The sequence below is a fragment of the Anaeromyxobacter sp. K genome (assembly GCF_000020805.1).
Lineage (GTDB): Bacteria > Myxococcota > Myxococcia > Myxococcales > Anaeromyxobacteraceae > Anaeromyxobacter > Anaeromyxobacter dehalogenans.
This window is the reverse complement of record NC_011145.1, coordinates 2356050-2368998: the sequence shown is the minus strand read 5'-3', so window position 1 is coordinate 2368998 and position 12949 is coordinate 2356050. Positions and strand designations below refer to the sequence as shown.

The following is a 12949-nucleotide window of genomic DNA, read 5'->3' as shown; positions in this document are numbered from 1 at the left end:
GGCCTAGAAGATGAGCTGCGCGAAGGCGATGGCCCGGTTGCCGGTGCGCACCGGCCGGTCCGACCGGTCGATCTCGTAGTTGAGGATGAGCCGCGCGTTCACCGGGACGATGTCGGCGTAGGCGCCGACGGTATACCGCTCGTTCAGGTTGTCGCCGGTGCCGCGATCGCGGTCGTAGCGCTCGGCGCGGAAGATGGGCCCGACGTTCCAGGGGCTCTTGCCGTACAGCCCGGCGTACCAGCCGCGGGCCGTCACGTCGCGGCGGGTGAAGGCCTGGGTGCCGGCGTGGACCTGCAGGTCGCGCTCGGACTGGATGAGCTCCGCCGCCACGAACAGCCAGGGCGAGTCGAGCGTGACGTCGGCGCCGTAGGTCTGGAACCAGAAGTAGGTGTCGTCGTTGGTGGCGGACACCGCCCCGCCGTTCGTCGCCCCCGCGCCGTCGAACCGCGCGTTCGTCCCGGTGGAGGAGACCTGGTGCCCGTAGCCGTAAGAGCCGCCCACCCGCAGCGCCGCCGGCCCGAGCTTCGCGCTCGCGCCGCCGCGCGCCCAGACGTTCTTCTCGTCGAGGTCGTCCTTCTTGTTCGGGCCGGCGCCGTTCACGAGCGACGCCGCCACCTCGACCCCCACGCCGCCCCCGACCGCCCACTTGCCGTTGATGCCGACGCCGAGGTCGCGCGAGTCCGGCCCGCGCGCCAGGCTCGCCACGGCGTAGGAGCTGTTCACCCAGAGGAGCTTCGTGTCGCTCTCCGGCTGCTCGTAGCCGAACGGGGTCTTCCACTGGCCGAAGCGGAGCTCGAGGCCGGGCAGCCAGGCGAGCTTCTTCAGCGCGCCGTACGCGTCCTTGAGCGAGCTGTCGGCGCCGTCCCACAGCACGGCGTAGCCGACCTGCGGGAGCAGGTCACCGCGGGCGCCGATGCGGGCGCGGCGCAGCTCGAAGCTGGACGTGTCCTTCGCCGGGGACGGCGCGTCGGTGCGGGAGTACTGGATGTTGAGGAAGCCCCAGAACGTGGGGCCGGACGCCGGCTTCGCGGCCGGCTTCGGGGCCTCGGCGGACGGCCTCGGGGCCTCCGCCGCGGGCGCGGACGAGGCCGCGGGCTGCTCGGGAGCCTGCTGCTGGGCCGCCGCGGGCACCGCGACGGCGACGGCGGCGGCGAGGGCGGGGATCAGGATGCGTGCGTTCATGGCGTTCCTTCTGCGGTGTACGTGCGGGGTCGGGGGCGGACGCTCAGGTCCCGGGGACGTAGATCTGGTCGAAGGTGCCGCCGTCGGCGAAGTGCGTCGCCTGGGCCTTCTGCCAGCCGCCGAACACCTCGTCGACGGTCACGAGCTTCACCTTGGGGAAACGGGCAGCGTGGCGCGCGGCCACCTTCGGATCGCGCGGCCGGTAGAAGTTGCTCGCCGCGATCTCCTGCCCCTCCGGCCCGTACAGGAACCGGAGGTACGCCTCGGCGAGCGCGCGGGTGCCGTGGCGGTCCACGTTGCGATCCACCACCGCCACCGGCGGCTCGGCGAGGATGCTGGTGCGCGGGACCACGATCTCGAACTGGCCCTTGCCGAGCCGCTCCACCGCCAGGAACGCCTCGTTCTCCCAGGCGAGCAGCACGTCCCCGATGCCGCGCTCGACGAACGTGGTGGTCGCGCCGCGCGCGCCGGAGTCCAGCACCGGCACGTTGCGGAACAGCGCCTTCACGAACGCCTTCGCGCTCGCCTCGCTCCCGCCCGGCTTGCGGAGCGCGTGGGCCCACGCCGCGAGGTAGTTCCAGCGCGCGCCGCCCGAGGTCTTCGGGTTCGGCGTGATGACCTGCACCCCCGGCTTCACCAGGTCGTCCCAGTCGGCGAGGTGCTTCGGGTTGCCCTTGCGCACCAGGAACACGATGGTGGACGTGTACGGCGAGGCGTTCTGCGGCAGCCGCTGCTGCCAGCCCGGCGCGACCAGCCCGGCCTTCGCGATCGCGTCCACGTCGTAGGCGAGCGCCAGCGTCACCACGTCCGCCTCGAGCCCGTCGATGACGGCGCGCGCCTGCTTGCCGGAGCCGCCGTGGGACTGCTTCACCACCAGCTCCTGCCCGGCCTGCGCCCTCCACTGCGCCGCGAACGCCCGGTTCACCGCCTCGTACAGCTCGCGGGTCGGGTCGTACGAGACGTTGAGGAGCTTCACCTCGGCGGCGCGCGCGGGCGCCGCGGCCGCGACGAGCGCGGCGACGGCGAGCGCGGCGGCACGCCGGACCCACTGCTTCACACGATGAGACATGGCCTTCCTCCCTGGCGGCGAGTGGCGCCGCATCCGTTTTAACGGATGACCATCCTAGGGAGCGTCGCCCGTCCGGTCAAGCGAACGCATGTCCGTTATGACGGCGGTCCGGGGGGAGTTGCGCGTTGCAGCGGGATCGACGCGCGACGCCGCGGCCCGAGGCGGGATCAGTGCCGGTGCACGTCGTCCACGTGCGCGTACTCGGCCGACTCGATCTGCAGCGTGGTGTGGTCGATCCCGTAGCGCCGCCGCAGGTCGCGCTTCACCGCGGTGAGGATCTCGTCGTTGCGGCCCACGCTCCCCGGCTCGACCACCAGGTGCGCCGAGAGCGAGAGCATGCCGCTCGAGATGGTCCAGATGTGCAGGTCGTGCACCGCGACCACGCCCGGGCAGCACTCCATCTGCGAGCCGATCGCCCCGGCGTCGAGGTGCGCGGGCACGCTCTCCATCAGGATGTCGGTGATCTCGAGGATGAGCCGCACCGCGCCCCAGAGGATGAGGAGCGCGATCGCGAGCGAGAGCACCGGGTCGATCCAGCGGAGGTCGGGCCGGATGCCCATCACCACCGCGCCCGCCAGGATGGCCACCGACGAGATGGTGTCGGAGAGGACGTGCAGGAACGCCGAGCGCGCGTTCAGCGAGTGCTCGCCGTGCAGGAACCAGAGGATGGCGAGGTTCGCGGCGAGGCCGATGCCCGCCACGAACGCCATGAGCTCGAGCCGGATGGGCGGGCCCGGGTCGCGCAGCCGCTGGACCGCCTCCCAGGCGATCCAGACCGAGAGCACCACCAGCGCGCCCACGTTGAGCTGCGCCCCGAGCACCTCGGCGCGGCGGTAGCCGAAGGTGCGCTTGTCGTCGGCGGGCCGGGTGGACAGCCAGGCCGCGACGAGCGCGAGCCCCAGCGCGCCCGCGTCGGTGAGCATGTGGCCGGCGTCGGAGACGAGCGCCAGCGAGCCGGACAGCCAGCCGCCCACCGCCTCGGCGACCATGAACGCGGCGGTGAGCACGAGCGAGATGCCGAGGCGCCGCAGGCTCGCCCCCGCGCCGTGCGCGCCGTGCTGGTGCGCCCGCTCGTGCTCCGCGTGATGCAGGCCGCACGCGCCCTGCTGCTCGCCGGACCAGTGCCCCGCCCCTCCCGTCCCGGCCGTGGCCGAGGGCTCGTGCGCTCCGTGGACGTGCGGGTGGCCGTGCGACATTCCGCTTGAACCTCCGGGCCGTGCAGTCTACGCCATGCTCCATGGACGCGCACGCGCGGGCGGCGCGGCAAGGCCCCGCCGCATCGCGCGCGGGCGCGCCCGCCGCCGGCGCCACGCACGGGGACCCGATGGAACGCATCGAGCCGCAGGAGGCCATCGCCCGGGACGGCACCCGCCTCCACTGGACCAACCACGGCTCCGGCGAGCCCGCGGTGGTGCTGACCGACGGCATCGGCTGCGCCGGCTACGTCTGGCGGGCGATCGAGCCCGCGCTCGCCGGCCGGCACCGGACCATCCACTGGAACTACCGCGGCCACGGCCGGAGCGCCCCGCCCGCGGACCCGGCCCGGGTCGGCCTGGAGGACTGCGTGGACGACCTGCTGGCGGTGCTCGACGCCGCCGGCGAGCGGTCGGCCGTGATCGCCGGGCACTCCATGGGCGTGCAGGTGGCGCTCGAGCTGCACCGGCGCGCGCCCGAGCGCGTGCGGGGGCTGGTGCTGGTGTGCGGCGCGCCCGGCCGGCCCATCGACACGTTCCACGACTCGCCCGTGCTCCGGCTGGCGTTCCCGTTCGCGCGGGCGCTGGTGGAGCGGTTCCCCGAGGCGGTGCGGACCGGGTTCCGGGTGCTGCTCCCGAGCGAGCTCGCCATGCAGTACGCGCTGCAGTTCGAGGTGGACCGCGACCGCGTGCAGCGCGCCGACCTCACCCGCTACTTCGACGACCTCTCGCGCGTGGAGCCGACGCTGTTCGTGCGCATGCTCGCCTCCGCCGCCGAGCACGACTGCCTCCCCCACCTCCACGAGGTCGAGGTGCCGACGCTGGTCGTGGCCGGCGAGCGCGACTCGTTCACGCCGCTCCGCCTCTCCGAGCGCATGCACGCGGAGATCCCCGGGAGCGAGATCCTGGTCGTGCCCGGCGGCACGCACGTCGCGCCGCTCGAGGCGCCCGACCTGGTGGCGGAGCGCGTGCTCGGGTTCCTCGAGGCGCGCGTGCCGTCGGCCCCACCCCGCAAGCCGCGCAAGCCCCGCGCAGCCGCGACGAAGCGCGGCCGCCCCGCCGGCAAGCGCCGCCGCCCCGCCGCCACCCGGCGCCCCGAGTGACCGCCCCCGCTCGACGCGACGCCCGCCCCGCGGGCCGCGCCCCGCGACGCCGAGCGCCCTGCACCGCGCTCGCGCTCGCGTTCACGCTCTCCTGCGCCTGCGCCTCCGGCACCGGCGTGGCCGCCCTGCTCGCGCTCGCGCTCGCCCCCGCCCCGGCGCGCGCCCAGCTCTACGACCCCGGCTTCAGCTGGCGGACGATCGAGACCCCGCACTTCCGCGTCCACCACCACCAGGGCGAGGAGGCGCTCGCGCAGGAGGTGGCCCGCGCCGCCGAGCGCGCGCACGCGATCCTGTCGCCCGTGCTCGGCTTCGCGCCGCGCGAGCGCACCGAGATCGTCCTCTCCGACGACACCGACGACGCGAACGGCCTCGCCACGCCGCTGCCGTACGACACCATCCGGCTCTACGCCGTCCCGCCGCCCGGGCTCTCCGAGCTGAACGACTACCGGGACTGGGTCTCCAGCCTGGTGTTCCACGAGTACGTCCACATCCTGCACCTCGACCACGTGGGCGGGCTCCCCGCGCTCGCCAACGCCGTGTTCGGGAAGCTCTTCGTGCCGAACGGCCTCACGCCGAGCTGGATGGCCGAGGGGCTCGCGGTGCTGCACGAGGCCGACGGCGAGGCCGTGCCCGGCGCCGGCCGCAACGCCAGCGCCATCCACGACATGTACGCGCGGGCGCTCGCGCTCGACGGCCCGTTCCCGCGGCTCGACCAGATCTCGAACCCGCTGCTGGAGTGGCCGCTCGGCACCGCGCCCTACCTGCTCGGCGGTCGCTTCATGGCGTTCCTGCGCGCCCGGTACGGCGACGCCGCCATCGCCGCGTTCGTCGCCGACCAGGGCTCGCAGGTGTGGCCCTACGCGCCGAGCTGGGCCGGCGCGCGCGCGTTCGGCGGGCGGGACTTCCCGTCGCTGTGGGCCGAGTACGCGGAGGAGGAGCGCCGCCACGCCGAGGCCGTCCGGGCCCGGGTCCGCGAGCGCCCCGTCACCGCGCCCACCCGCCTCACCCGCGCCGGCGGGCGGGTGGAGACGCCGCGCTGGTCACCCGACGGGAGCTTCCTCGCGTACCAGAAGCGCGACCTCGACCGCCGGCCCGGCACCTACCGCGTGACGCCCGGCGGCGCCGACCTCGGCCTCGCCCTCACCGTGGACGCGAACGGCGCGCTCTCGATGGCCTCGCCGCGGGAGGCCGTGGTCGCCATCGGCGAGGTCTGGCGGCTGCACCGGACCTACGACGACCTGTGGGCCGTGGACCTCGCGCGCGGCGCGCGGCGCCGCCTCACCGACGGCGAGCGGGCCGGCGACCCCGCCGTCGTGCCCGGCGGCGGCGCGGTGGTGTACGTGCGCCACGAGCCCGGCGGGCGGATGGCGCTGGTGCGCCGGACGCTGCCCCCCGCGCCCATGGTCCCCGCCGACGTGACGATCCGTGAACGCCGCGCCGAGCTGGCCGTCCCGCCGCCCGCGCAGGTCGAGGTGCTGTTCGCCCGCCCCGGCGCGCAGGTCTACGGCCCCGCGCCGTCGCCCGACGGCCGGCGGATCGCATTCGAGCTGCAGGAGGGCGGGCGGCGCGACGTCGCGCTGTGGGAGGACGGCGCCGTCCGGCGCGTCACCGACGACGACGCCCTCGACACCGGGCCCGCCTGGACGCCCGACGGCCGGTACCTCCTGTTCGCCTCCGACCGCGGCGGCGTCTACGACCTGTACGCGTGGGAGGCCGCCACCGGCGCGCTGCGCCAGGTGACCAACGTGGAGTCCGGCGCGTTCCAGCCCGCCGTGTCGCCCGACGGGCGGACCATCGCGTTCGTCACGTTCGGCCGCGAAGGCTACGACGTCGCCACCCTCCCGTTCGATCCCGCCGCCTGGCTCGAGCCCACGCCGGCGCCGCCCGCGCCTGCCGTCGCGGGCACCGCGCCCGCCACGCCCCCCGGCATCCCCGTCACGACGCCCGGCGCGACCGCGGCCCAGCCTGCAACCGCCGCTCCGTCTCCGGCCGCGGGCGCCCCCGCGGCTCCCACCGAGCCCCTCACCGAGCCCCCCGCCGCCATTGCTTCCACGACGACGTCCCCGCCCTCGCCGTCGCCCACGCCCCTGCCCTCGCGTCCGTACCGCGCGCTCGACACCGTCGGCCCGCGCTGGTGGCTGCCGCTGTGGGGCAGCGACGGTGCCGGCAGCATCTACGGCGCCATGACCGGCGGCGTGGACGTGCTGGCCCGGCACGCGTGGGCGCTGCAGGCGTGGTGGAGCGAGGGCGGGCGCGAGCCCGGGTACGCGTTCTCGTACCAGGGCGGCTGGTCGTGGCCCACGCTCGATCTCGCGTCGGTGCGCTACTTCGACTCCGCCCCCGGCGGCCGCGGCGTCGAGTCGGTGTGGACCCCCGTCGCCGCCGGGCTCGGCTTCTCGTTCCCCGGGCTCGCCGAGACGCTCAGCTTCCGGATCGGCTGGGCCGGCACCTCGTACGACGTGCTCGGCGAGACGCGCCGCGCGCCCACGTCGGACTGGCTCGAGTGGCGCGACGGGGTCCTCTCCGAGGCGTCGTTCCGGGCCGTGTACACGGACGCGCGCCGGTACGTGCGCTCCATCTCGCCCGAGGAGGGCCGGACGGTGGCGCTGTCGCTGCGCGCCGCCGACCCCACCATCGGCAGCGACTTCGGCCTCGCGCGCGCGCGGCTCAGCGTCGCCCAGTACCTGCGCGTCCCCGGGACCCGCCACACCGTGCTCGCGCTGCGGCTCAGCGGCGGCGTGGCGGAAGGCTCCATCGGCGGGCGGGCGCCGTACGAGCTCGGCGGGGCCGCCACCGTGGACCCCGTCGCCGTGGTGATGCAGACCGCCGGCGTCGCGCCCGACCAGCTCCGTGGCTATCCGTACGGCTGGCTCGCCGGCACCGCGTTCGCGCTCGGCAACCTCGAGCTGCGCTTCCCGCTGCTCGCGCCCGTGCGCGGGTACTCCACCTGGCCCGTGTTCCTGCGGCGCGTGCACGGCAGCGTGTTCGTGGACGCCGGCGACGCGTTCGACCTCCCCGGCGAGCTGCCGTTCGCCGGCCACCCGTTCTCGTGGAACGAGGTGCGGTTCGCCGCCGGCGCCGAGCTCCGCGCCGAGCTGGTGCTCGGGTACTGGCTGCGCACCGACCTGCGCCTCGGCCTCGCCCACGGGTTCGGCCGGCTGCTGGCCGGAGAGTGGCGCGAGCCCGGCGTGGACCCCGTCACCGCGTACGTGACCGTGGGTCAGTCGTTCTAGCCGGACCCGACGCCTCCGCCGCGCCCGCTCCCCACCGGCGCCGACCCCGCGAACTTCCACTCCAGCGCGTGCGGCGCCCTCCCGCGCACGCGCAGGAAGCCCCCGTGGATCGCGACGAGGTGGTGCGGCGCGCACAGCGAGGCGAGGTTCCACGGAACGTCCGGTCCACCGTGCGCGCGCTGCCACAGGTGATGCGCGTGGTCCGCCGCGCGGGTGCACCCCGGCGCAAGGCAGAGCCCGCCGTCGCGTTCCAGGACCCGGTGGGCCAGCGTGCGCCGGCCGCGCAACGACGGTTTCCAGGTGTCGATGAAGTGCCGCGCGATGATCCCCAGGCACTCGCCGTCCCGGACCGGCCTCCCCGCGGCCAGGCGGGCCGCGCCCAGGGCGGCGTCGAGCAGGTTCACCACCCGCGCGGGCAGCCGGGCCTTCCACGCGCGCCGCGCACACATCTGCGCGTCCTCCGCCGACTCCGCCTCGCGCCGGAGCGCCGCGCACGGCGTGGTCTCCGCGCGCGCGATCCAGGCCTCGACCGTGTCCTCGTCCGCAGCCGCCGCCACCACGACCGCCTTGCCGTAGGAGACCCGCCCCGACGCCAGCGCCGCGCGGAGCGGCGGCAGCTCGTGAAGGCGTCGCTCCAGCGCGATGCGCTGCTCGACCGCCCGGAGCGAGAGGCCCAGGCGCTCGGCGCAGTAGTGGCCGAAGGAGGCGAAGCCCGCCTCCCGCCAGAGGCCAAGGGAGCGCATGAGCAGGCCCAGGTGGCCCACCAGCTCGTCCCAGCGCGCGCGCATCGCGGCGAGCTCGCACAGACGCGCATCGAGGGCCTGCAGGTCGCCTGGCGCGAGCCCGCCCGCCGGATCCGGCGCCGGGAGCGGCTCGAGCCGCTCGAGGTAGCTCCAGCGCTCCGTCTCCTCCTCCAGCGCGAGCCGCGCCGCGTCCCACCACTCGCTGCCCCGCCCCCGCGGCGCGCCCTCCAGCGCGCCCGCGGCCGTCGCCGCGTCCGCGTCGAGGTCCTCGAGCCGGAGCCGCTCCGGCTCCGGGTGCGAGGCGAGGTACTCCTGGCAGAGCGCCTCGAGCCGCTGCCAGGGCGGCGCCGTCGCGCCCAGCGTCGTGCCCGCCAGCGACAGCGCCTCGCGCAGCGCCACCCGATCGTCCTCGGAGATCTCCAGCTCGAGCGGCACCAGCGGCTCGGCGCCCTCGCCCGCGTCCGCCGTCCCGCCATCGCCGCCCCGCTCCGCGCGCACCGCGGCGGCGAGCGCCCGGACCGTCGCGTCCCGCGCCTGCGCCACCCAGCGCGCCTCGTCCGCCCCCCGGGCCACGCCGAGGATGACCTGCGCCTTCCGCAGGCTCACCTCGCCCGCCCGGACCGCCGCATCGAGCAGCGGCCGCTCGTCCAGACCCGCCGAGAGCCGCGCCAGCCGCCGGGAGGTCGATTCCGGGAGCCCCAGCCGCTCGCGCGCGTAGTCGCCCAGGCTCGAGTACCCCAGGCGAAGCGGACCGCCGGCCTTCTCGACCGCGCGCAGGCCACGGCCCAGCGCCACGTCCAGTGCCCCCGCGCCGCGGGCCACCCGGGCCAGCAGCCCGTCCACCAGCTCCGCCGCCTCCGGCCGCAGGATGAACCGCCGCTCGGTCGGCCGGGGCACCTCCAGCACCCAGGCCTGCGCCGCGAGCGCCTCCAGCCCTGACGGGGCGTCAAGCGGCTGGATTTGCTGGCGAACGAGCGCGTCCACGTTCCGAGGCGTAGCACACGCCTCTGACACTCGGAGCGAAGGCGAAGAGGTCGCGGATGGGTCAGGCCGGCCGCGGCGCGCGGATCGCCCGGACGATGCGGAACGGGGCCGAGACGAGCGTGCGGGCGAGCTGCCAGGTGTCGCGGACCAGGTCGGAGAGGATGTCGGAGAGCGCCTCCTCGTGGATCTCCTCCAGGCGCTCCTGCTCCACGGCCTCCGCCCGCTCCATCGCGTTCTCGGCGGCCATCTGCCCGACCCGCTCCCGCTCCGCCTCCCTGGCCTCCCGCGACTGGGCCGCCGCGTCGCCCACGAAGCGCTTGCCCGGCGCGGAACGCCGCACCTCCGCGCGCTGCTGCGCCAGCACCTGCTTCGCCGCCCCCGGCCGATTCTTCACCGTCATGGACGGAAGCTAGGCGCGCCGCCGCCCCCGCGCGACGGCCCCCGGTCCAGGCCTGCGAGCCCTTGCGGCCCGGCGTGGGCGATGCTAGAAAACGCGCGCTTCAGCAGGGCCGCCGACATAGCTCAGCTGGTAGAGCAGCTGATTCGTAATCAGCAGGTCCCCAGTTCAAGTCTGGGTGTCGGCTCTTAAATTTCGGCGCACTTTCGAGCAGTTACCGACGGCCCGCGGGCACCTGCTCGTGGGCCGTCTGCTTTCACCACGACGTAGCCACGCCACAACGAGCGCCTGCACGGGAGCCGGACCCGTCAGTTAGCCAGTCGTGCATCGCTAGTGACTGGTAATTCGTTGGTCCTCGCCAGCGGGAAGGCCGCCGAGGAGGCGAGGCGATCCCGTTCCAGGAGTGCGCCCGGATGGCTGAACAACTCGACGAACTTCTAGAGCAGGTCTGCGATGAGGCTTCGTTCCTGCGCTTTGTCCGAGCACTCGGAGATGACTTCGCCGCAGGGCGCGTGGAAGACGGTCGCAACCCGCAGTTGTACTGGGGCTCCGTCGGACCTCGTGGCTGGAAACACTTAACTGTCGATGCGTTCCTCCACAGCGCCGCGACGTCGGGCGAGACGTCGGCCAGGCAGCAGCCCGCCGCAGCGAATCCGTGGCGGCGCTGCGCCGAGATGCTGCACGCGGGCAAGCACTAGGTGTTGACGCCGAGGTGCGGAGCGATCGCACGCGAGCCGTACACCCTGCTACTCCAGGCCGGGAGGACTGTCTCTGTGCGCGTTGCGTGGGCGCAACGGGCGGCACTGGCTACGTCCGGATCTGGATATTCACCTGCGGGCGGAGAGGTACGAGAATCTTCGCGTATGTCCGCACGACGCGGTTGTAGAAGTCTCGAATGCTCGGGGCCTTGAGCCCCACGACGAGGGCGTATCGGATCGGCTTCGGCTTCCACTGGACCGCGGCCGCGCCGTCGCGGTGGTGGTAGTAGATGTCGAAACACGGGTCCTTCAGCCCGGACGCTTTGAATTTGGCGGAGTGGCGGCGGCAGGGCTCCCACTTCCCTCCGTCGTCGCGAAGGACGTACTCAGCGGCGCTGTAGAGATTCGTGGCGGAGAAGAAGGGCTTCGTCTCCGCGTGCGCCGACGCCTTCCCGTTCCTCACCTTGATCTTCGCGCTGTTCGGCCGGAAGGCGACCTCGAACCCAGCACGCGTGTACGCGCCAACATTCTTCGCGTCAACTTGGGGTGAAATCAGCAACGTCGCCGAAACCGTGACGGACCCTGCGATCTCGCCCGATGGCATCGGCAGGCGCGCGCGCAGGTGCTGTCCCACTGGAAGATCGCCCTGGTAGAGCACCAGCGCCTCGTCGTCCTCGCACGTCAGGAGGGACACTGCGTCGTCGTGAAATCGACCCCAGCCGACGTGAGGCAACGGATGGTCGCCGTCGTCGGCGCGGTGGATGAGCAGAGCACGCGTGGCGAGCGGGCTGATCGTGTTGCCGAGTTGAACGCCGACGCCAGCGCCGGTTCGAAGCGTAAACGGCGCAGCGAAGCTCGTACCGGCTTCGGGCCGCGCATGCGTGCGCGACGCGAGAACCATGAACGGGTCGGCTTCAGAACCCCCGAACGCGACCCCGTCAGGCTTCACAATCCCTGGGCTGCGACCGGGGCCAATGCAGCTGTAAGCGGCACGCTGCCAGGGGCCATGCAGCGTGTCGCACGCCCCGACGGCCAGCACGTTCACGCCATCAGCCGGAGGCTGAATCCGGTTGAGCCCCGCCGCCGCGTCAAGTTCGCCGTCGTTTCCCGCTGCGACGGTCGCGAGCAGATCGGCTCGGGAGAAGCACTCATCCAGCCGCGCCGTCCACGCGGTGATGTCGTCATCCTCCATCGCGAGCCTCGGCCCGAGGCTGATGTTCACGTACTGGTAGAAGTCGCCGTGTGCGTCGAGGTGATCCACGATGCGATCGAGCACGTCGAGGTACAGCATCTGCTCATCGTCGCGTCCGGTCCGCTCATCGAGGACACGGACGTGGTCTGCGGAGCAGTAGGGGATCGACGGTGGAACGCCTCTCAACAGAGGCCCGAACAGGAAGGCGGTGGTTACGGCAAGCCCGTGCTCCTGAAAGGCCGGCACGGGGTTCCCGATGCCCTTCGGCTCGATCACCTTCACCCACGGCGCCAAGTCCACTGCGGCCGGGATTCCCCCGTCGAAAATCGCCGCGCGAGTGCCAAGCGCGATCGGTCCGCCCCGCGGGAGAGCGACAGGAAAACCAGCTGCGCGACGAATGATCCCGGGACGAAACGGTCGCAGGGTGGGCATGCCGCGCAGCACGCGCACGAACGAGAACGCCGCCAGCTTCTTGAGCGATGACGCAGACGAACGAACGGGGACGAAGGCGAGACCGCGCACCTTCCGGACTCGATCGAGCAGCGGCTGGGCGTTCAGCTTGCCCGCGTATGCGGCGAACGCCTCGACCAAGTCGGGGTCGCCATCCGTGTGCAGAACCACCTCGAGCAGAAGCTCTTTGGCATCGGCCGGGATACCCCTAATCTTTCGGTCAACGGAGTACGGAGCGAGGTCCTCCACCTGCGCAAGCTGGGCCGCGCCGGTCGTCGTCGCCGTCCAACGAGGCAGGAACTGCTCGAACGCAGCGAACGCGCGCCGCTCACCCGCAACGAAGATGTCGTCTGTGAGTGCGGCGGCGGGCGGCTTCTCGATTCCCCACTGCTCGGGAGAAACCGTCCGCGGGCGGCTGCCGACGGGCCGGAGGCCAGCGACGCTGAGCAACTCGGCCGGAAAGTCACTCTTCGACAGGTATCTCGGATGCATCGTGAGAACCGCCACTGCCTCGTCGTGGGGACAGGCGTCCTTCGGAAGAGCGCGCAACTCGCGATTTACCGCTCCGAGCTTGGCCACGATCCTGCGCTGAGCTTCCGGGAACGAGTACGGCGGATTCTTCGGACCACTCGCCTTCTTCACGGTGACCTTCTCGGAGAGAAGTTCGCCGCGACCTAGCAGGAAGTTCTTCTCACGAGCCATCGC

The 12949-nt window shown here is 73.4% G+C and carries 9 protein-coding genes and 1 tRNA gene; 4 read left to right on the top strand and 6 right to left on the bottom strand.

Annotation, left to right across the window (positions count from 1 at the left end; genetic code table 11):
- Positions 1–3: 3 nt before the first annotated feature.
- The 3 genes from ANAEK_RS10570 to ANAEK_RS10560 form a co-directional block, all read right to left on the bottom strand.
- On the bottom strand, positions 4–1182 hold the full coding sequence (locus ANAEK_RS10570; RefSeq protein WP_012526134.1) for a porin: 1179 nt from the start codon (positions 1180–1182) through the stop codon (positions 4–6).
- Between the two features lie 43 nt (positions 1183–1225).
- Positions 1226–2251, bottom strand: coding sequence for a sulfate ABC transporter substrate-binding protein (locus ANAEK_RS10565; RefSeq protein WP_012526133.1), 1026 nt, complete (start codon positions 2249–2251; stop codon positions 1226–1228).
- 167 nt (positions 2252–2418) lie between these two features.
- Positions 2419–3447 (bottom strand): cation diffusion facilitator family transporter, encoded by a 1029-nt coding sequence (locus ANAEK_RS10560; RefSeq protein ID WP_012526132.1) that lies wholly within the window; start codon positions 3445–3447, stop codon positions 2419–2421.
- Between the two features lie 128 nt (positions 3448–3575).
- Between ANAEK_RS10560 and ANAEK_RS10555 the strand changes: the two genes are divergently transcribed.
- Positions 3576–4547: an alpha/beta fold hydrolase gene (locus ANAEK_RS10555; RefSeq protein WP_041454214.1), complete on the top strand. Its 972-nt coding sequence runs from the start codon at positions 3576–3578 to the stop codon at positions 4545–4547.
- Positions 4544–7780 carry a BamA/TamA family outer membrane protein gene (locus ANAEK_RS10550; RefSeq protein ID WP_012526130.1) on the top strand — a complete coding sequence of 1079 codons (3237 nt, stop codon included), beginning with the start codon at positions 4544–4546 and terminating at the stop codon, positions 7778–7780. Before ANAEK_RS10555 ends, ANAEK_RS10550 begins: the two co-directional genes overlap by 4 nt.
- Here ANAEK_RS10550 and ANAEK_RS10545 read toward each other — a convergent pair.
- On the bottom strand, positions 7777–9507 hold the full coding sequence (locus ANAEK_RS10545) for an HNH endonuclease signature motif containing protein (RefSeq protein ID WP_012526129.1): 1731 nt from the start codon (positions 9505–9507) through the stop codon (positions 7777–7779). The genes ANAEK_RS10550 and ANAEK_RS10545 overlap by 4 nt on opposite strands.
- A 61-nt stretch (positions 9508–9568) precedes the next feature.
- On the bottom strand, positions 9569–9907 hold the full coding sequence (locus ANAEK_RS10540; protein ID WP_012526128.1) for a hypothetical protein: 339 nt from the start codon (positions 9905–9907) through the stop codon (positions 9569–9571).
- A 111-nt stretch (positions 9908–10018) separates the two neighbouring features.
- Here ANAEK_RS10540 and ANAEK_RS10535 point away from each other — a divergent pair.
- A tRNA-Thr gene (locus ANAEK_RS10535) sits at positions 10019–10091 on the top strand.
- A gap of 226 nt (positions 10092–10317) precedes the next feature.
- Positions 10318–10602, top strand: coding sequence for a hypothetical protein (locus tag ANAEK_RS23010; protein ID WP_012526127.1), 285 nt, complete (start codon positions 10318–10320; stop codon positions 10600–10602).
- A 109-nt stretch (positions 10603–10711) separates the two neighbouring features.
- Here the strand turns inward: ANAEK_RS23010 and ANAEK_RS10530 are convergent, their stop codons facing one another.
- Positions 10712–12946: a S8 family peptidase gene (locus tag ANAEK_RS10530; RefSeq protein ID WP_012526126.1), complete on the bottom strand. Its 2235-nt coding sequence runs from the start codon at positions 12944–12946 to the stop codon at positions 10712–10714.
- Between the last annotated feature and the right edge of the window lie 3 nt (positions 12947–12949).

What these genes read in the sequence shown, in the direction of transcription:
- ANAEK_RS10570 (WP_012526134.1), bottom strand. Translation starts at nt 1,182, where the DNA reads ATGAACGCACGCATCCTGATCCCCGCCCTCGCCGCCGCCGTCGCCGTC.
- ANAEK_RS10565 (WP_012526133.1), bottom strand. Translation starts at nt 2,251, where the DNA reads ATGTCTCATCGTGTGAAGCAGTGGGTCCGGCGTGCCGCCGCGCTCGCC.
- ANAEK_RS10560 (WP_012526132.1), bottom strand. Translation starts at nt 3,447, where the DNA reads ATGTCGCACGGCCACCCGCACGTCCACGGAGCGCACGAGCCCTCGGCC.
- ANAEK_RS10555 (WP_041454214.1), top strand. Translation starts at nt 3,576, where the DNA reads ATGGAACGCATCGAGCCGCAGGAGGCCATCGCCCGGGACGGCACCCGC.
- ANAEK_RS10540 (WP_012526128.1), bottom strand. Translation starts at nt 9,907, where the DNA reads ATGACGGTGAAGAATCGGCCGGGGGCGGCGAAGCAGGTGCTGGCGCAG.
- ANAEK_RS23010 (WP_012526127.1), top strand. Translation starts at nt 10,318, where the DNA reads ATGGCTGAACAACTCGACGAACTTCTAGAGCAGGTCTGCGATGAGGCT.
- ANAEK_RS10530 (WP_012526126.1), bottom strand. Translation starts at nt 12,946, where the DNA reads ATGGCTCGTGAGAAGAACTTCCTGCTAGGTCGCGGCGAACTTCTCTCC.